Origin of the sequence: Fulverythrobacter fulvus (assembly GCF_037154085.1) — a bacterium.
GTDB classification, from domain to species: Bacteria; Pseudomonadota; Alphaproteobacteria; order Sphingomonadales; family Sphingomonadaceae; genus Andeanibacterium; species Andeanibacterium fulvum.
This window is the reverse complement of sequence record NZ_JBANRM010000004.1, coordinates 297,118-320,419: the sequence shown is the minus strand read 5'-3', so window position 1 is coordinate 320,419 and position 23,302 is coordinate 297,118. Positions and strand designations below refer to the sequence as shown.

The 23,302-nt window shown below is 65.0% G+C and carries 19 protein-coding genes; 6 read left to right on the top strand and 13 right to left on the bottom strand.

Annotated elements, in window-relative coordinates; all coding sequences use genetic code 11:
- Positions 1–12: 12 nt before the first annotated feature.
- The 11 genes from WFP36_RS13635 to WFP36_RS13585 all read right to left on the bottom strand — a co-directional run bounded on the left by WFP36_RS13635 (position 13) and on the right by WFP36_RS13585 (position 12,343).
- On the bottom strand, positions 13–1,560 hold the full coding sequence (locus WFP36_RS13635) for a Ppx/GppA family phosphatase (RefSeq protein ID WP_336981165.1): 1,548 nt from the start codon (positions 1,558–1,560) through the stop codon (positions 13–15).
- A gap of 25 nt (positions 1,561–1,585) precedes the next feature.
- Positions 1,586–3,730, bottom strand: coding sequence for an RNA degradosome polyphosphate kinase (locus tag WFP36_RS13630; RefSeq protein WP_336981163.1), 2,145 nt, complete (start codon positions 3,728–3,730; stop codon positions 1,586–1,588).
- A 158-nt stretch (positions 3,731–3,888) separates the two neighbouring features.
- Positions 3,889–4,893 (bottom strand): P-type DNA transfer ATPase VirB11, encoded by a 1,005-nt coding sequence (gene virB11, locus WFP36_RS13625; protein WP_336981219.1) that lies wholly within the window; start codon positions 4,891–4,893, stop codon positions 3,889–3,891.
- A 28-nt stretch (positions 4,894–4,921) separates the two neighbouring features.
- Positions 4,922–6,031 (bottom strand): TrbI/VirB10 family protein, encoded by a 1,110-nt coding sequence (locus WFP36_RS13620; RefSeq protein WP_336981161.1) that lies wholly within the window; start codon positions 6,029–6,031, stop codon positions 4,922–4,924.
- 11 nt (positions 6,032–6,042) lie between these two features.
- Entirely contained in the window at positions 6,043–6,843 is an 801-nt protein-coding gene (locus WFP36_RS13615) for a TrbG/VirB9 family P-type conjugative transfer protein (protein ID WP_336981159.1), read from the bottom strand.
- Entirely contained in the window at positions 6,840–8,033 is a 1,194-nt protein-coding gene (locus WFP36_RS13610) for a TrbL/VirB6 family protein (protein WP_336981157.1), read from the bottom strand. Before WFP36_RS13610 ends, WFP36_RS13615 begins: the two co-directional genes overlap by 4 nt.
- Positions 8,030–10,456, bottom strand: a complete 2,427-nt coding sequence (locus WFP36_RS13605; protein WP_336981155.1) for a VirB4 family type IV secretion/conjugal transfer ATPase — start codon at positions 10,454–10,456, stop codon at positions 8,030–8,032. Before WFP36_RS13605 ends, WFP36_RS13610 begins: the two co-directional genes overlap by 4 nt.
- A 35-nt stretch (positions 10,457–10,491) precedes the next feature.
- The gene (locus WFP36_RS13600) at positions 10,492–10,776 is read right to left on the bottom strand and encodes a VirB3 family type IV secretion system protein (protein WP_336981153.1); all 285 of its coding nucleotides are present in this window, start codon (positions 10,774–10,776) and stop codon (positions 10,492–10,494) included.
- Positions 10,777–10,779: 3 nt separating this feature from the next.
- On the bottom strand, positions 10,780–11,100 hold the full coding sequence (locus tag WFP36_RS13595) for a TrbC/VirB2 family protein (RefSeq protein ID WP_336981152.1): 321 nt from the start codon (positions 11,098–11,100) through the stop codon (positions 10,780–10,782).
- On the bottom strand, positions 11,101–11,769 hold the full coding sequence (locus tag WFP36_RS13590; RefSeq protein WP_419716638.1) for a lytic transglycosylase domain-containing protein: 669 nt from the start codon (positions 11,767–11,769) through the stop codon (positions 11,101–11,103).
- 199 nt (positions 11,770–11,968) lie between these two features.
- A complete protein-coding gene (locus tag WFP36_RS13585) occupies positions 11,969–12,343 on the bottom strand; it encodes a tetratricopeptide repeat protein (RefSeq protein ID WP_336981148.1) in 375 nt (124 codons plus the stop codon).
- A 338-nt stretch (positions 12,344–12,681) separates the two neighbouring features.
- On the opposite strand from WFP36_RS13585, the gene WFP36_RS13580 reads away from it, so the two are divergent.
- On the top strand, positions 12,682–14,298 hold the full coding sequence (locus WFP36_RS13580) for a hypothetical protein (RefSeq protein WP_336981147.1): 1,617 nt from the start codon (positions 12,682–12,684) through the stop codon (positions 14,296–14,298).
- Between the two features lie 79 nt (positions 14,299–14,377).
- Positions 14,378–17,065, top strand: coding sequence for a TonB-dependent receptor domain-containing protein (locus WFP36_RS13575; protein WP_336981145.1), 2,688 nt, complete (start codon positions 14,378–14,380; stop codon positions 17,063–17,065).
- A gap of 284 nt (positions 17,066–17,349) precedes the next feature.
- Here the strand turns inward: WFP36_RS13575 and WFP36_RS13570 are convergent, their stop codons facing one another.
- On the bottom strand, positions 17,350–18,024 hold the full coding sequence (locus WFP36_RS13570; RefSeq protein WP_336981143.1) for a response regulator transcription factor: 675 nt from the start codon (positions 18,022–18,024) through the stop codon (positions 17,350–17,352).
- A gap of 95 nt (positions 18,025–18,119) precedes the next feature.
- Entirely contained in the window at positions 18,120–18,629 is a 510-nt protein-coding gene (locus tag WFP36_RS13565; protein ID WP_336981141.1) for a MarR family winged helix-turn-helix transcriptional regulator, read from the bottom strand.
- 125 nt (positions 18,630–18,754) lie between these two features.
- Here WFP36_RS13565 and WFP36_RS13560 point away from each other — a divergent pair, with 125 nt between their 5' ends.
- Genes WFP36_RS13560 through WFP36_RS13545 form a run of 4 tightly spaced genes read left to right on the top strand, consistent with a single transcriptional unit; the run spans position 18,755 to position 23,302 of the window.
- Entirely contained in the window at positions 18,755–20,200 is a 1,446-nt protein-coding gene (locus WFP36_RS13560) for an aldehyde dehydrogenase family protein (protein ID WP_336981139.1), read from the top strand.
- Positions 20,201–20,211: 11 nt separating this feature from the next.
- The gene (locus WFP36_RS13555) at positions 20,212–21,660 is read left to right on the top strand and encodes a carotenoid oxygenase family protein (protein ID WP_336981137.1); all 1,449 of its coding nucleotides are present in this window, start codon (positions 20,212–20,214) and stop codon (positions 21,658–21,660) included.
- Entirely contained in the window at positions 21,657–22,205 is a 549-nt protein-coding gene (locus WFP36_RS13550; protein ID WP_336981135.1) for a nuclear transport factor 2 family protein, read from the top strand. Before WFP36_RS13555 ends, WFP36_RS13550 begins: the two co-directional genes overlap by 4 nt.
- A complete protein-coding gene (locus tag WFP36_RS13545) occupies positions 22,202–23,302 on the top strand; it encodes an NAD(P)-dependent alcohol dehydrogenase (RefSeq protein WP_336981133.1) in 1,101 nt (366 codons plus the stop codon). Before WFP36_RS13550 ends, WFP36_RS13545 begins: the two co-directional genes overlap by 4 nt.

Below are 23,302 nucleotides of genomic sequence, written 5' to 3'. Positions count from 1 at the left end.
TACTTCCCGCGCCTAGGCGTTCTGAGAAGGCGCCGGCGCGGGGATTTCGAAGCTGCTCCTTTCGAGCAGGCTGTCATTGGGGACGATTTCCATCGCCGGTTCGAGGCCGAGCCGCGTCGCGAGCGCGCCCAAATCCTGCTCGACATGGTCGGCCCACAGATCGGCATGGGTCTCACCCAGGAAGAGCATCAGCCGGTCGCCGGATATGCCCAGCGCGGTATTCCGCAGCGAGGTGCGCGATCCGCCGCCCAGCCGCCGGGCAAGGCGGACGGCCAGCCCCCAGCACAGTGCTTCGTCGAGGCGCTTCGGGCTGGCCAGCCGGGTAAGGACCTTGGGCAGTTCGGTGGTGCCGCAATTGGCCGACAGGGCCGCGGCGATCATCGCGCGGCCTTCATCCGTCAGGTTGATCCAGCGTTTGTAGAGCGCCCAGTTGATGGCCTGGCGCACTCGCAGATTGGGTTCGATCTGCATGGACGCGAGCGCGAGCATAGTGGCGGCAAGGCGGACACGTTCCGATCCCGCCCCGTCCCGAGGAAGGGCGTCTACCGTCCAGCCTGCGATCCGGGTGGCGAGGACGGGCGGTCCGCCGCGCGGTGCGGCAAAGCTGGCGATGCCCGCCAGCAGCGGGTCCTGCGCCCGTGCGGCAGGGTCGAGCCGGTCATAGAGCCGCCCTTCGCGCAGGCCCCAGGACGAGAAGATCAGCCGGGGCGGCTCCAGCTTGCCGAGCAGGATATGCAGCAGCGCGGCCGCATCGGGCAGCATCGCCGCGCGCATGGAGGAAACGCGCATTTCGATGAGCTTTTCGGGTGTCATGGACCGCACGCGCTTGGCGAGCTTGAGCGCCTCTTCGCCCGTCAGTTCGAAGCCATGCGGATCGGTCAGCGGATGGCCTGCTTCCGCCATGGCGAAGCCCGCCAGCGCGCGCCATGTGCCGCCCACCATGTAGAGCGGTTCCGACATGGAATGGGCCCAGTCCTCGTGCTTGAGGGCCTTGTTCACCCGGCGCTTGAATTCTTCCGATCCTTCCGCGCGCAATTCGCCCAGCATCAGCGTGCCCAGTGGCATGCTGGCGCCATGCGTGCATTTGCCGTCGCGGATTTCCACGAGTTCGAGGCTGCCGCCGCCAAGGTCCGCCACGACGCCGCGCGCGCCGGGAAAGGCGCCGATCACGCCCATGGCGCTGGTCCGTGCCTCCTCCTCGCCCGAGAGCAGAGTGGGGGTGAACCCGCATTCGCGCACCAGATCGAGGAACTCGGCGCCGTTTTCCGCCAGTCGCGCTGCGGCGGTGGCGATCACGTCCATCTCGGTGATGTGCAGGTCGGTCAGGATGCGACGATAGCGCTTCAGCCCGGCAATGGCGATCTGCGTCGCCACTTCCGGAATGCGCCCGTCATGCATCAGGTCGCGGCCCAGCCGCGCGGTTACGCGCTCGTTCAGCAGCACGGTCGGCGCGCGCGGAGCCCCGCCATAGACCACCAGGCGCACGGTGTTCGATCCGATGTCGATCACTGCCCGGTGGGGCAGGGTGTTGGGGAATGCGGTGTCCCGGTCGCCGATCACGTGAAATCTGTCCTTAGAAGCACTGTCAGACCCCGCCCTTGCGCAAGGCTAGCTTGGGCACCTTGGCGCCTTCATCCAGCGCGGTACCGCGCCCGGAGAGCGAGGGATTGGTCATGAAATAGCGGTGCAGGTTGAAGGGGCGCTCGCCCGCTTCCAGCCTGTGATAGGTTCCGTCCGGGCCCAGTTCCCAGCTCTGTTCGGTGTCGAGCAGGTTGGCGAGCAGAACCTGTTGCAGCACCTGATCGTGCACTGTGGGATTCTTGATCGGCACGAGCGTTTCCACGCGCCGGTCGAGATTGCGCTCCATCCCGTCGGCCGAGGAGATGAACACCTTGGCCCGGTGGCTGGGCATGGCAAAGCCGTTGGCAAAGGCCCAGATGCGGGCGTGTTCCAGAAAGCGGCCGATCACGGATTTCACCGCGATGTTTTCCGAAAGACCGGGGATGCCGGGCCGCAGGCAGCAGATGCCTCGAATGACCAGCGTGATGCGCACGCCCGCCTGGCTTGCTTCGTAAAGCCGGTCGATCAACTGGCCGTCGGTCAGCGAATTCAGCTTGGCCCAGATGAAAGCGGGTTTGCCGGCGCGGGCATTGGCGATCTCGCGCTCGATCAGATGTTCCAGCTTCGCGCGCAGGCCGATGGGCGAGATCGCCAGCATCTCCAGATTGCGCGGTTCGACATAGCCGGTGATGAAATTGAACAGCTTGGCCGCATCGCGACTCAGCTTGGGATCGGCAGTGAAGAAGCTGAGATCGGTGTAGATCTTCGATGTCAGCGGGTGATAATTGCCCGTGCCGAAGTGGCAGTAAGTGCGCAGGTGGCCTTCCTCACGCCGGACCACCATGCTGACCTTGGCGTGGGTCTTCCAGTCCACGAAGCCGTAGATTACCTGCACGCCTGCCCGCTCAAGCTGGTTGGCCCAGAGCAGGTTCTGTTCTTCGTCGAAGCGGGCCTTCAGTTCCACGACAGCGGTCACGGCCTTGCCGGCCTCCGCCGCGGCGATCAGCGCGGCGATGACGGCCGACTGCTTGCCTGCGCGATAGAGGGTCTGCTTGATCGCCACTACTTCGGGGTCGGCCGCAGCCTGCCGGATGAAGTCCACCACCACTTCGAAGCTCTCATAAGGGTGGTGGATCACGATGTCTTTTTCGCGGATCGAGGCGAAGCAATCCCCGTCATGCTCGAGCACGCGCTCCGGATAGCGGGGCATGTAAGGCTCCCACTTCAGGTCCGGACGTTCTTCCTCGACAATGGCGGACAGGCCCGAAAGGCCGATCGTCCCATCGGTGCGCATCAGGATCGCATCGTCCAGCCCCACCTGCGCGAGCAGCAACTGTTCCGCATCGGGGTCGAAATCGTCCTGCAGTTCCAGCATGATGACCTTGCCGCGGCGGCGGCGCTGGATGGCGGTGCGGAAGAAGCGGACCAGATCCTCGGCTTCTTCCTCGATTTCGATGTCGCTGTCGCGCAGCACGCGGAACACGCCATCTCCTTCCACGCGGAAGCCGGGGAAGATGATGTCCGCGTGACGGCAGATTAGGTTCTCGATGCTGATGAAGATCGCCTCGTCCCCCGGCACGCGCACGAAGCGCGGCAGGGCTGTGGGCACCAGGATCATCTCCACAACCTGCTCGTCATCGGCCAGGCGGGTGAGGTTGAACAGTACGCCGATTCCCTCATTCGCCACGAAGGGGAAGGGGTGGGCGGGGTCGATCGCCTGCGGGGTGATGACGGGGGCGATATTGTCGATGAAATGCTCGCGCAGCCACTTGGCGGCGGCTGCATCGATCCGGCCTTCATCGGCCACATGGATGCCCTTGCCGGCCAGCAGCGGGCGCAGTTCTCGCCAGGTCTGCTGTTGCTGGACTTCCAGATCGGCGATGGCGCTGCGCACGGCGGCCAGCTGCTGCGAAGGGGTGCGCCCGTCGAGCGAGGTGGTGGCGATGTTGCGCTGGGCTTGCCCGGCAAGGCCGGCCACGCGGATCATGATGAATTCGTCGAGGTTGCTGCCCGAGATGGAAAGGAAGCGCAGCCTTTCCAGCAGCGGATAACGGGCATTGCGGGCCTCTGCCAGCACGCGCTCGTTAAAGGCGAGCCAGCTCAGCTCCCGGTTGAAATAGCGGTCCACCGGAGTGGAGGCATCGGCTCTGCTGTCGAGTTGGGTACTCATGTTCCTGCTTGGCAGCGTTGGCCCCTGGCTGGGCGGAATCTTCCGACCGGACACAGGCTCGATGGGAGGGGTATGTTACATATTTGTGAAAATAGCGCCAATCATCCATGGGTGGAAACATCCGGCGATCTGGTCCGCCCCGGATTGCGTCCGAAAGGTCACACCAATTGGTGGCTGAGGGCGATCTGCGCGATGCCGCGCTTACCGTCGCCATTGCGGCCGAGCTGGACCACCACGTCGATCACCGAGGCCGCATAGGCGATCGTGTCGTTGCGGGTCAGGCCGATGCCGGTCTGCATCACCATCAGCGCCAGCTGGTCGAGCGCGCCGCGCAGCGAGTTGGCGTGGATGGTGGAGAAGCTGCCGGGGTGGCCGGTATTGATCGCACGCAGGAAGCTGACGCTTTCCGCGCCGCGCAATTCGCCCAGCACGATCCGGTCCGGGCGCAGGCGCAGGGCGGCCTGCAGCAATTCGTTGGCAGTGACCTTGGCCTCGCCCAGTTCGCCCTTCACGGCCACCAGCCCCACGCCATTGGCGCCGGGCAGCTTGAGTTCGGGCGTATCTTCCACCAGCACGACGCGTTCTTCGGAGGGGATTTCGCCCAGCATCGCGTTGAGGAAAGTGGTCTTGCCGGTGGAGGTGCCGCCGGAGATCAGGATGGTCATGCGCTGGCGGATCGCCTCGCGCAGGAAGGCCACCGGCTGCTCGGCCGGATCGGGCAGGGAAGCCGGTGCCCGCGCCACCAGCGGGCCCGTGTCATAGGCATCGAGCGGCAGGTCCAGCCGGCGGTGGCGGCGGATCGCCATGGTCCAGTGCTTGCGCGTGGCGGGCGGGCCGCAGAACTGGATACGCGCGCCATCGGGCAGAGTGGCGCCCAGCAGCGGATGCTCGCGATTGATGCCCTGATGGCTCACCCGCGCGACCTGTTCGGCCAGGCGCTGCACCAGCCGGTCGTCGATTTCCGGCGCGGGGATGCGCTGCATCCCGGGATGGGCGGCATCTTCTACCCAGACCTCGCCCGGGCCGTTGACCATGATCTCGGTCACCGTGTCGCGGCTCAGCCATTCGGCGAAAGGCGCGAGATAGGCGTCGAGATAGACACTGCGCGGGCCCCCCAGCGGGGCCGGCGCAGCGGCCGAAGGTTCGTCGGTAGGAGCCAGCATATGGACCGATGCGCTCAACTTGGGTTCCTTACAGCGTCGGCGCGGTCGAGAAATCGAGGTCGCGCGCAGTGAAGACGCGGATCGGCTCGCCCTGGCGCACGCGCACCGTGGGGCCGATCTGCCCGTCCTGCTGCAGGGCCGTGGCCGCAGCGCTCTGCCCGCCGCCCAGCACCACGGCCGTGCCCGCGCCGGTAAAGGCGCTGAGCCCGCCGATCACGGAAAGCAGCATGGCCGAACCGAAGCGCTTGAAGAAATGCGTGTTCACATCGCCCGGCAGGCCGGTCATCCCGGCAAAGTCGGTCGCGGGGGAGGCGAGGTCCACAGTGATCCCGTCCGGCCGGATGGCGCGGGTCCAGATCACATAGGCGCGCTTCTGCCCGGCCTGCAGGCCCGACTGATACTGGCCGATCAGGCGCGAACTGCGCGGCAGCAGCACGCGGCTGCCGTCATAGGAGCGCACGTCCTGGCTCACCACGGCGCGGACATAGCCGGGCACGTCGGTGTTGATCGCGGTTTCCAGCACGGCGGGGATCAGCGTGCCCTGGGCAACGGTGGTCTGCGGATCGAACTGGCGCGCGGCCTTGGCCGTGCCGCCGCCCACGCCGCCCACGCGGCTGGCGAAATCGCCTGCCGAGCTGGAGACGGTGCTGCCTGCCGGAGTGGCGGGCGTGACCGCCGCGACCGGCAGCGGCATGGAACTGGCGTCGAACACCACGGTGGGGTTGTTATAGGGATTGGGCGCAAAGCCCGGCTGCGCCCCCGGCATGGCGGAAAGGACCGGGGCAGGCGCCGGATCGGGCGCGGGCACTGGCGGGGCGACGGCCTGCGGCTGCTGCGCGCCCATCTCGTCGGGCGAGGGGACGGGCGGTGCAGCCGGAACCGGCTGGACCTGATCCTGCGGCTGGGCCTGCTGGCCGCTATCCACGCGGGCCGCGTTCATGCCCCACAGGGTCACCACGCCGAGCACGGCGACAACGCCCACGCCCGCCATCAGGCCGACCATGTCGGAACGGCCCTTGCGCTGAGTGACGACCGGGAAGGCATTGCGGCTGGCGAGGTCGATCACCTCGGCGGGCATTGCCTCGCGCGGATCGGTGTCGTTGGCCGAGGACGAGCCCTTCTTTTCGGGCAGTTGCATGGCAAGCCGCATCACTTCGCCTCCCTGTTGCTGGCAAGAGCCGGGCTCTTGCCCGTAATGGCCGCGCCGGCCTGACCGCCATGGGTCAGCGTGGCGACATCGTCGCCCCAGCGCAGGATGATTTCGGCCGGAACGCCGTCGACCACGGTGGTGGTGCCGCGCACGGCATAGTTCACCGGGCCTTCCGTGCCGTCGCGGTCCTTGATCAGGATCGCGGGAATGGTCGCATCGGCCGGCCAGGTGATGAAGGTCGCATCGCCATCGTCATAGACCTGATCGGGCATCAGCTTGGCCGCGCCCTTGCGGCCCCAGGCGAAATTGAGCTTGGCGGGATCGGCCACGGCATAGGGATCGTTCGCCGCCGCCACTTCCAGATCGTTGGGGCCCTGTGGCTGGGCGAGCTGCGTCTCGCCTTCCTCCGCCTTCGGCTCTTCCGGATAGAGGAAATTCAGGACGTAGAGCGGCTTGGCATCGGGCCGGGCGATCAGATCGAACAGATAGGTGTGCCGGTCGGTCACCACGGTCATATTGGTGCTGGCGCGTGCGGAAAGCGGTTTCACGAACAGCAGATTGGCGCGCTTGTTGGGCGTGACCTGCCAGCTGGCGCTGTCGCCGATGGCGACATTCTCGATATGCTCGTCTTCGCCGAAAGTGATCGTGGCCTGCACATTGGGCTTGCCTTCGACCAGCACGACTTCGGACGGATTATAGAGGCGCTCCACAAGCCGCGTGTCCCCGGCATGAGCGGGAGCGGCGGCAAGGGCAGCGGATGCGGCCGCGAGCATCAGCGCGGGCAGCAGGGCGCGGTTCATTTGAACTTCTCCGATGAACGTACGGGGGCGGCGCGGAAGCGGCTGCCAATGCCGCGGGCGCGCGAGGGGGAAGAGGAAAGCGGGCCGGACGCGCCGGCTTCGGAGCCGACGATCCGGGTTTCCCGGCTGTGAGTGGAACTGCCGGAGGGGCCGGCATCGTTGGCGGCCATTCCCGCCACTGCCGGGGCAATGGCGATGCGGCGCGGCGCGGGCGATCCCTGCGCCTGGGCCTGAGCAGCGGCGAGTTCGACGGAAACGGGCGCGTTATGCGCGGTGGGCGCCGGGGCGCTGTCACGCGGCTCGCGCCCGCCCGAACCGGCGAGGCCGAACACGCTCCAATTGCCCACCATCGTGGCGCCCAGCTTGATGACCATGATCATCAGCGAGACATGGACTGCCCCGATCAGGAAGAAGGCCATTGCCGCGCGCGGATCGAGCTTGCCCGGAACCGCGACCAGCGAATTGATGATCGGGACGGCCAGTTCGAGGATCATCGTGCCGCCGACCACCGCGAACAGGGGAGTGACGGCCATCATCACCCAGGCGCGCAGCCAGCCCGCGAAGAGCCCCCGCGTCCCCGGAAACAGGGCCAGCACCACGAAGACCGGGCCCACAGCCATCAGCACCGCCAGCGCAATGCGCGCGGTGACGAGGACCCCGACCGTGCCGAGCAGCAACAGCGTGCCGCCCATCCACATCATGCCTTCGGGCGAGAAAGTGGAAATGTCCTTCCGGGGCGCGCCTGCTTCCTGCTGCTGGCCCTGGCCGGTCGCATCCTGGATCGCGGTGAAGACGATATCGATCTTGTCGCCGAATACCTGCGTGGCCGAGCCCTTGGTGCCGGTCAGGATGCCCGCTATCTGGTCGGGCGCGCCGGTGGCCACGTTCCAGACCAGCGTCTGATAGGCCAGCCAGCTCGTCGCCAGCGTCAGCACCATGCCCAGGGTCACGATGCGCGGCGTCAGCGCGCGGATGCCGATCCGCGTGCGGCCGGTGATCAGCGCGAAGGCGAAGAAGGCGACATACAGCGTCAGGATGATGGTCAGCGCCGGAACCAGCGCCCCGCCCGAGCCGAACAGGCGCCCGAAGGCGGCCTGCGTCATGTCTGCGGCAAGGCAGTCCACCCCGCGCAGCGATGCGCCGATGCCGTTGCCGACTTCGGCCACTGCCTGCTGGCATTGCGGGCTCATTCGGCGGCTTCCCAGATGGCGAGATCGTCCTCGCCCTCATCGCCCCGTGCATTGGGCCAGGCATGGCCGGTAAGGACAGGATACCATTTGGCCGGATCGTCGCCCACAGCCTCTCGCAGAGTGTCGAGGCGGCGCACGGCGCTCTCGCGGCCGGAAAGGATGGTCAGCACTTCGGGCGCGTTGGACAGGTTCAGGCGCACCACCACGCTGGCATCGGGCTGGCGCACCAGGAAGCAGCGGCTGTGCGCGGGCAGCGAGCGGATCAGCGCCAGTTCGTGATCGGTCAGGCCGAAACCGTCGCAATAATCCTCTGCCCGGGCGCGGGCATTGGGCATGAAGATCATCGTGGCGGTCTGTTCCACCAGTGCCGTGGAGATGCGGCTTTCCAGCGCATCGCGGGCGGACTGGGTGGCAAAGCCCACCAGCGCGTTGCGCTTGCGCAGGGTCTTCAGCCAGTCGCGGATGCGGGCGGCGAATACTTCGTCGTCCAGCGCCTTCCAGCCCTCGTCGATCAGGATCATGGTCGGCTGGCCGTCCAGCCGCTCGTCGATGCGGTGGAACAGATACATCATCACCGGCGTGCGCAGGCGCGGGCTTTCCAGCAAGGCCGTCATGTCGAAGCCGAGCACGCGGTTGGACAGGTCCAGCTTGTCTTCCGCATTGTCGAACAGCCAGCCATGCTCGCCATCTTCGATCCATGGGGAAAGGCGGTCGGCCAGGTCGCCCGGCATCGGGCGGCGAGTGCCGGCCAGCAATTCGCGGAAGTGGCGCAGGCGGCGCAGGGCGGGATCGTTGGCATAGGCCGCATCGACCGCGCCCGAAATCGTGGCGAGTTCCTCCGGCCCCTCGGCCTTCAGCAGCACGCCCAGCCAGTCGCGCAGGAAGGCGCGGTTGGCGGCATTGTCGGGCAAGGCAAGCGGGTTGAAGCCCGCCGGATTGCCCGCGGCGATCCGGTCATACCGCCCGCCGATCCCGCGAATGAACAGTTCCGCGCCGCGATCCTTGTCGAACAGGATCGTGCGGGGCGCGAATTTCTGCGCCTGCGCGGCGAGGAAGTTCATCACCACCGTCTTGCCCGAGCCCGAGGGCCCGATGACGCTGAAATTGCCCAGGTCGCCATGGTGGAAATTGAAGAAGAACGGCGTGGCGCTGGTGGTTTCCAGCAGAGTGACGGCATCGCCCCAGTGATTGCCGCTCGCCTGCCCCAGCGCGAAGCCGTGGAGCGAGCCGAAGCTGGCCATATTGGCAGTGGAGATCATCGCGCGGCGCACGATATAGCCTTCATTGCCGGGGAACTGGCCCCAGAAGGCAGGCTCCAGATTGGTATCCTCGCGCACCGCGATCGCGCCCGTATCGGCAAGGGCGGCGGCGCAGGCGGCGCTGGCATCGTCCAGCCGGGCAAGGTCGCTCTCGCGGATCAGCACGCTCAGGTGATGGTCCCCGAAGCCCACCGAACCGGCGCCCAGCTCGTCGCGTGCGGCCAGCATGTCCGCCCGTTCGGCGCGGGCTTCCTCGTCGGCAGAGCGCAGGCGGCGCAGGGCAAGGTCCATCTTTTCGCGGGCGGTCTGCCGCTCGCTGGGGGCGAAGCTCTCGCTCACCACCATTTCGAAGGGCAGGCGCAGCAGCGGGTCCAGCAGGCCGGGCGAAGTGGCGTCCGGATAGTCCTTGAGGCTGAGGATCGAGGCGAAATCGGTGCCGCGCCCGTCCTTTGCTTCCATCGCGTCGAGCCCGAAGCTTACCCGGCGATAGGGCAGCATCAGGCCGATATCGGTATCGTCCACCGGGCGGCGCACGGGGCGCATCTCGCCATTGTAGAGCGCGGAGAGCAGTTCCAGCACTTCGGAATTGGTCTGCCCGCCATTGCCCTGGTAATCGCCCAGCAGGGTGGCGCCATATTGGCCGAGCGAGGCGATCAGCGCGCCTGCCGCCGCGCGCAGGCTGCGCAGATCCTTGGGATCGGCCTCCAGGACTTCCTGACCCTTCCGCTGCCACATCTTGGCCATGCGCTCTGCCAGGCCAGCCTTGCCGCGCGCCGGGCGGCGCACCAGCGTGACGAACTGGTCGTTGATGAACAGGGCTCCGCGGCTCAGCTTCTCGCGCCAGCGCCGGTCGATATGGGCGGACAGCGGGTCCTCGAACGTCGCTTCCAGTTCCACCTGCACCCGGCGGCGGATGACGTGGTGATACATCACGAAGCGCGCATCCAGATTGGCGCGCAGCATCACCTCGCGCGTGGCCGCATGGGCGTTCAGCGCGTCGCTATCCTCGGTCTCGAACAGCAGGCCGGGCACCTGCAGTGCCATCAGCAGCGAACCGTCGCGCAGCAGCACGGTGTTCTCGTCCACCAGCCGGGCATAGGGCAGGCGGTCGCCCGCGAGGGCTTCCTTCGCGCTCCAGGCGGCGGCTCCGATCCATTTCACCATTCGAACAGGCCCTCCTGAGGCCCCAATGCCGCCCGTCAGGCGGCGTAGCTGTTGCAGCCCCAGCGCTTCCAGTTGCGCACGCGCGGGCACTTGCTGACCTTGGTGAGCCACAGGTCGAAGATCCGCGGTTCGCGCAGACAGGCGAAATAGCCGATCACATGGAACACCGCTGCAGCGGGCAGGGCCCAGAAACTGCCGGTGATCAGGAACAGCTCCGTCGTCAGCGCGAAGTTCAGGATGAAGAAGTTATATGTCACCCCGGCGAACATCTGCGGGCGGGTAAGCGCCCGGTGCACGGGGTGGCGGATCAGCTCGCTCACGGATCAGCCCGCCGCGCCCTGGATGCCCGCCACGATCGAGGCCGCGCCGAACAGCACGAAACAGCCGACGATCACGGTCGCCCCGAAACGCCAGTTGAGGCGGCCGGTCAGCATCATGAAGCCCACGGCGGCCACGGCCATCACGGCGACGGCAGTGGCGACATTGCCCAGCATCGTGCCCTGAAGCCACAGGAGGGCAGAGACGATCGGGCCCGAGCCCTGCGGATCGCCCACCTGCTGCTGCGCATGGGCGGCAGCGGGGGCGAGGAAGCTGGCAAGAACGGCGAGACGGGCCGCAATCCTGGAACGAGTAAGCGCACGCATTTAGTCGGTACTCCGCGAATGGTTCGAAAGGCGGCCCATGATCGCCGCCACATAGGCTTTGGTTTCCCGGATATTGGGAACGCCCCCGGCGCTCTCCACCCGGCCGGGGCCGGCATTGTAGGCGGCCAGCGCCTTTTCCAGATCGCCGTCGAAACGGTCGAGCTGCTCGCGCAGATAGCGCGCGCCGCCTTCCAGATTGGCGAAGGGATCGCTGGCATCCACGCCCAGCTGGCGGGCAGTGCCGGGCATCAACTGGGCAAGGCCGCGCGCGCCCTTGGGCGAGACGGCGCCGGCATGCCAGCGGCTCTCCTGCCAGACCAGCGCCTCGATCAGCGCGGGGCTGAGGTCGAAGCGGCGGGCAAGCTCGCGCACCTTGGCGTCATAAGTGTCGGGAACAATGGCGGCATGCCGTTCCGGAACGGCAACGGCCACTTCGGGCACGGCGATATCGTCGGGCACCTGCTCCAGCGCGGCTTGCGGCGCATAGCTGGCGGAAAGCTGCTGGGCCGTTGCCCCTTCCTGACCGAGCGCAGGGCCCGCGACCCAATAGGCTCCTTCGCCGCCGATCTCGAGCACGTCCGCGCGGGCAGGAGCCGCCGCAAGGACGGCTGCGCAGGCCAGCGAAACGGGCGCCGCAGAACGGCCCGCCAGGAGAATCAGGTCCCTCATCATTGCCGCCTGATGCGGGCAGCACATGACAAAGGCGTGACATACACCTTAGCCGATGGGGCGCCGATGGCCGGGCGGGTCGTTCGGCGAGGTCATAAGTAAAAACCCGCGCGAGGGGGCGATCTCGCGCGGGTCCGATGGCCGAAAGGCCGGATCAGTTATGACAGCCCCGTCAAGGGGCCAGAATCAGCGCAGGGTATCAGCGCAGTGCGATACCGGCGCTCTTGTCGAGATTCTTCAACGCCATCTTCGCCGCCTTGCGGGAATCGATCCAGCTGCCGTCGGCCAGCTCGAGGAAATAATGATCCTCGCTCTTGATGGCGGCAGTGAACATCGCCCGGGCATCGGCAATGCGCCCCTGCCGGGCATAGGCAGTGCCGAGATTGATCAGGGCCGCCGGATCGGAAGTCTGCACGGCGGCGCTCCCGTCCAGCTTGGCGATGGCTTCGGCAGTGCGACCTTCCGAAAGGGCTTGATAGGCGACATCGACGCTCTGCGCGCCGGTATCTTCAGCAAATGCGGCAGCCGGGGAACCCGCGGCGACCAGCAGGGCAAGGACAAGGACTTTTCGCATCACAGATCTCCCGCTTGCGTGTTTCTTATGAGGGGAGAGTGTGCCTGACCCGCGCTGACTGCAATAAAAATGAAACAATGTCATCGAAGTGTAACATTTGGCTCCAGGGAGGCCCCAGGGAAGGCGGAATGGAGCATTTTCGGTGCGCGTTCCGTGAGTTGCGTGTGTGACCGGGCAGAGTCCTCAAATTGTAATAAGTGTCACAAAAACTTCATAAAATCCGCCCCGGCGCTCAAGCGTAACTTTGCAAAGAAACTGTCATGTCTCCCGTCTAGCGGGCGAGTCGCGATCAACAGTTCGCGACTTCGATTCTTCGGTTTTTGAGGGGACCGCTCGCCGTGAAAAATATCCACCGCTCGCTCGTTATCGGCTGCAGCCTGCTGGCTCTTTCCGCCTGTGGCCCCGACGACATCGTTTCGCCGGGTACCGGCGGTGACGTGATCATCACGCCCGCTCCTACGCCGGCTCCCACGCCTACGCCCACTTCGCCCACCGGTGTTACCCCGGCTGGCGCCTGCCCCACGATCTCGGACCCGCAGGGCCTGACCGATCGTGGCACGATCTCGGGCCCGACCGGCACGTGGCGCGTTTGCGAACTGCCTTCGCTGATCAAGGTTTCGACCACCCTGCCGAAGATCCCCGGTCTGCTCTATTCGATGGCTGGCCGCGTGGACGTGGGTTGCGATGGCGGCTTCGTGGCTCCGTCCAAGGGTTCTCCCTACACTTCGACGACTGTCGGTTGTACGACCCCGCTTGAAGCCGACACCAATGTCACCCTGACGATCGCTCCGGGCGTGATCCTTTATGGTTCTACCGGTCAGTCCTGGCTGGCAGTCAACCGTGGCAACAAGATCAACGCCGTGGGTACCTCCTCCGCGCCGATCGTCTTCACCAGCGAAGATAACGTCGCCGGGTTCAACTCCAACAGCTCGATCGGCCAGTGGGGCGGCGTGGTGCTGATGGGCCGCGCCATGGTCACTGACTGCGATACCGGCAGCGTCGCCACCGGCGATCCCGCGACTCATACTTGCGAACGTTCGACCGAAGGCGCGAACACTCCTGCCGTCTTCGGCGGCACGGATGACACTTACAATGCAGGTACGATGCAGTATGTGCAGCTCCGCTATTCCGGGTTCGTGCTCAGCAACAACAAGGAACTGCAGGCTCTGACCCTCGAAGCGGTCGGCAGCGGCACCACCATCGATCACATCCAGTCGCACAACAGCTCTGACGACGGCATGGAAGTGTTCGGCGGCAAGGGCGGCGTGAAGTACTACGTTGCCACGGGCGCTGACGATGACAGCCTCGATGTCGACACTGGCGCGCGTCTGGACGTTCAGTACGCACTGCTGATCCAGCGCCCCGGCCAGGGCGACGCGCTGTTCGAAATCGACAGCGACGGCAAGGAAACGGATCTTCCGCGCACCAATCTGAAGGTGTCCAACTTCACTGCCATCCAGCCCGATGTCAGCGCCAATAACGAAGGCAGCGGCGACAAGGCATCCACGCTGTTCCGCGGCAATTCGGACGTCACCCTGTATAACGGCGTGATCTACACGCCGAATAACGAATGTATCCGCATGAACGGCTCGGGCGCCGTGCCGGCCACCCTCACCGTCAAGTCGGTCGCGATGACCTGCAGCGGCGATGGGGTTGCCCAGTATCTCGGCACCGGTTCCTATACGGCGGCACAGGTCCAGGGCTTCTTCACTTCCGGAACCAACAATAACGACAATCTGACTTCGACCCTGACCGGTTTTGTCAATGGTTCCAATGAAGACGCGATCGTGACCACCGATCCCACCACCTTGTCGTCGTTCTTCACGCTGCCCAGCCCGAACCGTGCCGGTGCTGCGTGGACCGGCAATACCACCTGGTACAACAGCTGGACCTGCAACAGCTCGACGGCGAACCTCGGTGGGGCGACCGACTGTACGGCACTGCCCATCACCTGAGCGGCTGCCTGACACGATCTCGGGGGCAGCCGGTCACGTGCTGCCCCCATCCTTACATTCGGTTATTGAGGGAAATCCGATGTCCACCATTTCGCGCCTTGCGGGCGCCTTGCTGTTCACATCTGCGCTAACTGCGCCAGGCATGGCGTTTGCACAGGACGAGGGGGCGACGGATGACCAATCGTCCGCCACTGCTCCGGCCAGTGAGAATCCCCAGTCGCAGGACGAAGATGTGGAGATATCGATCCCGGGCGGCGGTGAAATCGTCGTTACGGGTCGGCGCGACCGCAATATCGAACAAACTGCCGATCAGGTCGTTTCCGTTCTTTCGACCGCGGAAATCGCCCGCACGGGCGAGGGCGACATTGCCGGTGCGCTGAGCCGTGTCACCGGCCTCAGTGTGGTGGGCAACGGCTTCGTCTATGTTCGTGGCCTTGGCGATCGTTACTCGCTGGCCATGCTGAACGGCTCCCCGCTTCCCAGCCCCGAGCCGCTCAAGCGCGTGGTTCCGCTCGATATGTTCCCGACTGGCGTTATCGCCTCGTCACTGGTGCAGAAGAGCTATTCGGTTAACTTTCCCGGCGAATTCGGCGGCGGTGTGATCAACCTCACCACCAAGGCAACGCCCAAGGATGACTTCCTGACAATCGGCGGGGGCGTCTCTGGCGATTCCTTCACCACCTTCCAGGACGGCCTGACCTATTTCGGCAGCAGCACGGACTGGACGGGTTACGATAACGGCAATCGCGACTATCCTTCGCTCCTGCAGGCCTATTTCGATAGCGGCGAGCAGATCAGCGAGCTTCCGGATGCCGATAACAGCGCGATCGCGGCCCAGCTGGTTACCAGCCGTAACGCGGTGCTGCAGCGCTACAAGCACACGCCCGTCAATGTCAGTGCCAGCTTTTCGGGTGGCAAGACCTTCGCGGTCGGCGACGGCGAACTGGGGCTGATCGCCGCCGGCGGATACAGCAACAAATATGTTACTCGCCAGGCGCTCCGGCAGTCTTCGCTCAACGCGGATCTCGAACAGCTGGAATCCAATTTCGTCTCGACGGTCACTGACCAGCGCATCGTCGTCAACGGCCTGCTCGGGTTGGGCTACGAATTCGGCGACAACAACCGCATTCGTTTGACCAATGTCTACGTCCACGACACCGTCAAGCAGGCAGGCCTTAGCCTGGGGCAGCGTCACCAGTCGGATGCGGATTTCCTCCAGCAGAACACCGGCTTCTTCGAGCGGCAGCTGTTCGATACGCAATTGGTGGGCGAGTTCGAAATCACGCCGGCATTTACGGTCGAAGTTCGCGGCGGTTATGCCAATTCCAAGCGCAAGGCGCCGTTTGAACTGTTCTTCGAATATGTGCGGACGAACACGGATGCCGATCCGTTTGGCAAGTATTTCGTCAACCGCCTGAACAACGGCAACGGCGGCGACGGCAGCGTGACTTTCTCGGACCTCAACGAAGATCTGTGGTTCGGCGGGGTCGATCTCGGTTACACGATCGTCGACGGGGTGCGTTTTTCCGTGGGTGGCGCCTATTCCGATACGCACCGCACCAGTTCGCGCCGTGAATACAAGTTCCTCGCCCCCAACGACTTCATGGGCGATGCCAACGTCATTAGCGGCGCCGGGATGCTTCGGCCGGATCTCCTGATGGCGCCGGGGATCGTGACCGGGCTTGGAATTCAGCTGATCGACAACGATCCGGGCAATCCCGCCTATGCTGGCGATCTCGTCAACTGGGCCGGCTATGCAAAGATCAACGCGCAGCTGACCGACGCGCTGAGCCTCGATGCCGGTGTCCGCTATGAGGACGCGAAGCTCGACGTCACGGCGATTCCGGTATTCAACGTGGCTGCCGGCAATGCGGCGGAAGCGCATCTCGCCAATTCCTATTGGCTGCCTGCCGCCACCCTGACTTATGAGATCGAACCGGGAATGCAGGTTCGCCTGAACGCTTCCAAGACGATCGCCAGGCCGCAATTCCGCGAGCTGATCTATCAACCCTATTACGATCCCGACAACGGCCGCCCCTATCGCGGCAACCCGTTGCTTGAAGACAGCCAGCTTTATAATGCCGAAGCGCGCTTCGAATATTATTTTGCCCGCGACGAACGGGTGAGCGCCGCTGCGTTCTTCAAGAAGATCGATAAGCCGATCGAAGCATTCGTTACCGGCGTCGATCTTACGACCTCTTACGCCAATGCCCCGAAAGCACAGCTTTATGGCGGTGAAATTGAAGTCCAGAAGTACTTCAACGTCGGAGATTGGGGTGACGGCAATCGCCGGTTCCTGCTGCTCGGCAACTACACCTACACCAAGTCGAAGCTGGAAGTCGGTCCGGACGACGAAGTGCGTGTCTACGCTGCCTTCGCAACCGATGCCTCGGGTTACTTCCGGGATGGTACGCCGCTGACCGGCCAGTCGGACCATATTGTCAATCTGCAGTTCGGACTTGAGAACGAAGACCGCTTGTCCCAGCAGACTTTCCTGCTCACCTACGCAAGCGAACGTGTGGTCAGTCGCGGTCTGAACGGGAACCCGCCGCAACCCGACGTGATCGAAAAGCCGGGCTTCCAGCTCGATTTCGTCGCGCGCGAAGGGTTCAAGGCGCTCGGCACGGAATTCGAGGCGAAATTCGAGGTTCGTAACATCCTCGGTACGAAGCACGAGGAATATCAGACCTTTGAAGACCGTCGCGTCGACATCAATACTTACGATGTCGGTACATCGGTTGGTGTCTCGCTTTCGGCGACATTCTGATCTAGCAAGGTGAGGCCCGGCGGCTTACCGTCAGGCCTTGCCGCGTTACGCCAAAGGGCAGGAGCAGCCTCTCCGCCCCGCGCTGGCGTCGCGATGAACAAGTTCAAGAGCCACCCACTCAGCCCGGCCGCGAGGACACTCGCGGCCGGGTTTTTTTGGTGCGGGTCAGGGGCGAAGGGTGCGGTTGCAGGAGGCGGAACGTCGCCGCGATGCCGCGGCGGCATTGGCTCGCTCAGCGGGCGTCGATATTCGCTAGGGCGCTTTGGGGCGCCGCTAAGTGCCCTTCAGGGAGCGTCGAGGACGTAGCCCATGGCGTGGACGGTGCGCAGGGGATTGCCCGCGCCGGCAGAGCGGAAGGCGCGGCGCAGGCGGCCGATCCACACATCTACCGTGCGCGGGTCGATCGGCGGTTCCTGCTTGCCGAGCCCTTCGATCATCTCCTGCCGCGAAAGCACGCGATTGGGATTTTCAGCCAGGAAACGCAGCAGGCGAAATTCGTTGGGGCGCAGCGGGATCGGCTTTTCCGACCAGCGCGCCTGCTGGGCGCCGAGGTCGATCTTGAGCGATCCCAGTTCCACCATCTGCGTGGCATGGCGCTGTTGCTGGCGGGACTGGAGCGCAAGGACGCGGTCGAGAATCCGCTGCCGGTCAAGCGGGCCGACAATGTAGTCGTCGGCCCCAGCGCGCAGGGCGCGGCGGCGGTCTTCCTGATCGTCCTGTTCCAGCACGATGGTGATATGGCAGTCCTGCGTGCGCGGGTCCGCGCGCAGGCGACGGCACATTTCCAGGCCGGAAAGATCGACCATCACCCAGTCGACGAACGCCCACATCGGACCTTCCACCAGACGGCGGGGGCCTGCCCCGTCCATGCTGTTGAAAGTGAAGGTCATATCGTCATGGACGAAATCCTCCATCGCGTCCCCCTTGGGGTCTGTCAGGAAGATGTTGACGAGTGCCATAGCCGCGCAATTCCCCGTTAAACTAGGGCGAACTGCCGGGTTCATGTGACTCGTTTATGACGATTAGAACAAATTTGACCGGGCGGTATTTCGCGTCAGTCGAAGCAGCCTTTGGAGATGGTCCACAGCACCCTGTCGGCCGCCTCGATATCGCGCTTGTCCACCTGCGAAACGAGCGATCCGATGAACTCGGAAACCGGCTTGCGCAGCCGGTCGTACAGGGCGCGGCCATCGGGCGTCAGGCTGAAATGCGGGCTGCGCTGGTCTTCATCGTTGCGGTGGCGCTGGACGATGCCCTGCGCCTCCAGCCGGGCGAGGGCGCGGCTTACTTCGGCCCGGTCCACCACGGCGCCTTCGGCAAGGCTGCGCACCGTTCCGCGTTCCGCCAGGCCGAGTTGGGCGAGGCAGCGCCATTGGGGAAGAGTGAGCGTGGAATGGGCCTTGAGCATTTCCACGAATTTGCGGTCGAACAACTTGGCCGTCACCGCCAGGCGATAGCCGAAAAACGCCATGCCGCCGAGGCGATAGGAAGGAGGGATATCCTCATCCGCCATGGGCATTGCCCCATCATTCGCCGGCGCTTTCGCGCCCTGTCCCTTGGCCATTCCCCGTCCGCCTTTTCTATCACCGATCCCCGGTTGACTCGGCTGCTCCGTTCATTGAATAATCAATAAAGAGCGGTGTCGTCAAAGGCACCGGATACAACGAGGATAATCGGGAGAGAAGACGGATGGCAGGGCGTAGCCTGGCCGTGCGCAATCCGCGCACCGGCAAACCGGATCTGGAAATCGAAGTTGCCGACCGCGCGGCGGTGGCCGCCAAGGCCGCCCGCCTGCGCGCCGGTCAGCGCAAATGGGCCGCCATGCCGCCGGAAGAGCGGGTGAAGGTGATGGGCCGCTGGGCGCAGGTGATCGCCACGAAATACCGGCAGGCGATCATCGACGCGGATTCGCATGACACGGGCTATTGCGAGATCAGCCGCATCGCGCCCGACATGATGCTGGGCATTATCGGCGGGCTGTGCGCCAGTGCCCCGGCCCAGCTGAGAGGCGCCCTGCGCGAGGGCGTGGCGCGGGCCAATCCGGACATCCGCTTCACCAGCATCCTCAAGCCCTATGGCCTCGTGGGCATTATCAGCCCGTGGAACGCGCCGACCATGCTTTCCATGCTGCACGCCATCCCGCCGCTGTTCGCGGGCTGCGCGGTGTTGTTGAAGCCTTCCGAAGTGACGCCGCGTTTCACTGGTCCGCTGTTCGACAGCGTGCGTGAAGTGCCCGAACTGGCCGAAGTGTTCGACTGCGTTCTGGGCGATGGCGAGACGGGGCAGGCGTTGATCCAGGAGGCGGATTACATCTCCTTCACCGGCAGCGTTCCCAATGGCCGCAAGGTAGCGGCCGCCTGCGGGGAACGGATGATCCCCTATGACGTGGAGCTGGGCGGGAAGGACCCGCTGATCGTGATGAAGGGCGCCGATATCGACCGGGCGGTTTCCGCCACGATCCGGGGCGCTATCAGCGCGACCGGGCAGGTCTGCTTCTCCATCGAGCGCATCTATGTCGATCGCCAGATTCATGACGAATACGTCGCCGCGCTGGTCGAGCGGGCGAAGAAGATCGAACTCAATCACCCCGATCCGCTGGGTGGCCATATCGGCCCCTTCACCGGGCCGCATCAGGCTGCCATCGTTCGGGGCCATCTGGAAGATGCGCTGGCCAAGGGTGCGAGTATCGCGGAAGGCGGCCCGCCGTTCCAGATCGACGGCGGGGACTATATGCGCCCCACGGTGCTGACGGGCGTGACGCATGAGATGAAGATCATGCGCGAAGAGACCTTCGGCCCCTGCATGCCGGTGATGGCCTATGACGATATCGAGGAGGCGATCCGCCTTGCCAACGATACGGATTACGGCCTGTCCGCCGCCGTGATCGGCCCGGACGAGGAAAGCGCCATGGCCGTGGGCGAGCGGATCGACGCGGGCAAGGTGAGCATCCAGGATGCATTCCTCACCTTCTTCGGATCGGAAGCGAAGAACGACAGCTTCGGCTTCTCGGGTTTGCCGGGCTTGCGGCCGGACCTGACCCGTTACGTGCGCAAACAGGCGCTGCTCATCAATTCCGGCGAGCCGGTCTGCCTCACACGGCAGGCGGTGAGCGCGGTGGATCAGGCAATCGGCTGAGGAGAGGCCAGATGGAAATCACTTTCCCGGATATCCCGCTCTACAAGGGCTGGGGCAAACCCCTGCGCAGCGAATCCCATGTGGAGGGGCTGGAGATCGTCGAAGGGCATCTCCCTGCCGAATTGCGCGGCACCTGGTATCGCTGCGGGGCGGACCGGCAATATCCGCCCATGAATGGCGAGGATATCTTCATTGACGGCGAGGGCATGGCCCATATGGTCCGCTTCGAGGATGGCCATGTCAGCTATCGCAGCCGCTGGGTGGAAACGCCCCGCTACAAGCTGCAGGAAGAACATCGCCGCAGCCTGTTCGGCCGCTATCGCAACCGCTACACCGCCGATCCGCTGGCGGCCGGCACCAGCCCGGGCACGGCCAACACCTCCATGCTGTTCCACGCCGGCAAGCTGCTGGCCCAGAAGGAGGACGCGCTGCCTTACGAGATCGATCCCGATACTCTGGAAACCGGCCCGCAGACCGATCTTGGCGGGCAGGTGAGCGCGGTAAGCCTTACCGCCCACCCCAAGGTCGACTGGGTAACGGGCGAATTGCTGACCTATTCCTATCAGGCGAGGGGCGATTCAACGACCGACTTTGCCATCTACATCTTCGATGCGGACGGCGCGAAAGTGAACGAAATCTGGTTCAATGCCCCCTGGCCGGGGGTGGTGCACGATTTCGCCATCACCGAAAGCCACATCGTGGTGCCGTTCTTCCCGCTCATCACGCCCAGCATAGACGGGCTGAAGGAAGGGCGGCACTTCTACGAATACCACCCCGATAAGCCGACCATGGTCGCCATTGTGCCGCGTTACGGCAAGGCGGAGGACGTGCGCTGGTTCGAAGGGCCGAACACCACCGCCGGGCACATGCTGAACGCGGTGACGGAGGGAACGAAGGTCCATCTCGACCTCTGCCTCTATAACGGTAATTGCTTCCCCTTCTTCCCCGCGCCGGACGGCAAGGTGTGGCCGGCCGTGCCGCCGATCCTCACCCGCATGACCTTCGATCTTGCCCGCAACGATGGCGGGTATGAAACCCGCCCGATCATGCCGGTGCCCTGCGAAATGCCGCGCACGGACGACCGCTGGCAGGGCCGCGATTACAGCCACGGCTGGGTGATCGTCTATCGCTCGGGCGATGGCACCAGCACGCTGGGCCATGTCAACGTAAAGACCGGCGAACTGGACGTGTGGGAGCATGGCCAGATGATCTCCGTGCAGGAGCCCCAATTCGTGCCCCGCAGCCCCAATTCCAAGGAAGGCGACGGCTGGATTCTGTCCTTCCTCAGCCGGCTGGACCAGGGCCATAGCGAGATCGGCGTGTTCGATGCGCTGAACCTCGCCAAGGGCCCCATCGCGCGGCTGCACATGCCGGTGCGCGTGCGCTCCACCTTCCACGGCGTGTGGGTGCCTGAGGATGTGCTGAAGACCGGGAAATACCAGATGGAGGCCGTGGCATGAGCGATACGCCCTGCTGGCCGAACGGCGTCCCCAAGACCATGCCCGCTCAGGATCGCGGGGACATCATGGAAACCTATGCCCGCTATGCCTGGGGCATAGACCTTGCCGACGCCGATCTGGCCCTCTCCGCTTTCGCGCGGGACGCCAGCTTCGACCATCTGTGGCAGGGAGAGGTGAGGGGGCATGCCGCCATCCTCGAGAACCTCAAGGAGCTGTGGTATCACCGCCAGCATTGGTGGCTGGGCCGCCAGCACCTGTTCCAGCACTTCCTGATGACGCCGACGGATGAAGGCGCCCGGGTGCGCTCCATGTTCCAGATCCTGCAGTTCAACATCGAATACGGTACGAACTTCGTCTTCGGCATCGGCACGCGCGACGATATCCTGATCAAGGAAGACGGCGTGTGGGTGTTCAAGCAGCTGCTGGTCAACGCCTGGCGCAGCCTTGAGGACGTGCCATGGAAGGGCGATCTGCTGATGAAGGGCCGCCCGAAGATGACTCCGCCGCGCCACAGCCTGGATGATACGAAGGACGCCGCGGAATGAGGATCACCGCGGCTGTCTCGCGCGCCGGTGCTCCCGCGCCCGTGCTGGAAGAGGTCGATCTGGGCGAACCGCGCGAGGATGAAATCCTCGTCCGCGTTGTGGCGGCCGGTATCTGCCATACGGACCTCCATTCCCACGCGGGCATCGGCATGCCCGTGCCCAAGCCCGCCGTGCTCGGCCATGAAGGGGCGGGAGTGGTGGAGAAGGTGGGCTCTGCCGTCACCCATCTGAAGGTCGGGGACCATGTCGTCATCTCGGGCGGCTCCTGTGGCAATTGCCCGTCCTGCCTTTCCGCCAGGCCGTCTTACTGCCGCGAGGCCATGCCGAGGAGCTTCGGCGGGCAGCGGGGCGATGGCACCACCTCGCTCAGCCAGAACGGCGAGAAACTGGCGAGCCACTTCTTCGCCCAGTCCAGCTTCGCCACCCATTGCGTGGCCAATGCGCGCGGGGCGGTGCCCGTTCCGCAGGACGTGCCGCTCGACATCGTCGCCCCCATGGGCTGCGGTGTGATCACGGGCGCGGGGGCGGTGATCGAGGCGCTGCAGGTCAAGCCCGGCCAGAGCATCGTGATATTCGGCGTGGGCGGCGTAGGCCTCTCCGCCGTGATGGCCGCCCGCGTGGCAGGTGCGGCAACCATCGTGGCGGTCGATAATGTGGCCGAGCGGCTCGAACTGGCGAGCGAGTTGGGCGCCACCCACGCGATCGACGCCTCTCAGGGCGACGTTGCCGGGCAGGTGAGGGCGACCTTGCCCTTCGGCGCGGATTTCAGCTTCAACACCACCACTTCGGCGGAGGTCTTCTCCACCAGCCTGCAAGTGCTGGCGATGCAGGGCACGGCAGGCTTCGTCACTCGCCCGCGCGAGCCCTGGACGCCGGACATGATGGCGATGCTCGCTCACGGCCGCAGCATGAAGGGCATCCTCGGCGGCAGCGCCTCTCCGCGCCTGTTCATCCCGAAGCTGGTCGATCTGTGGCGCCAGGGCCGCTTCCCGGTGGAGCGGATGATCGCCCGCTATCCTTTCCACGATTTCGCCCGCGCCTGGCACGACTGCGAGACTGCCGCCGCGATCAAGCCTGTGCTGATGATGGAGCCCTGA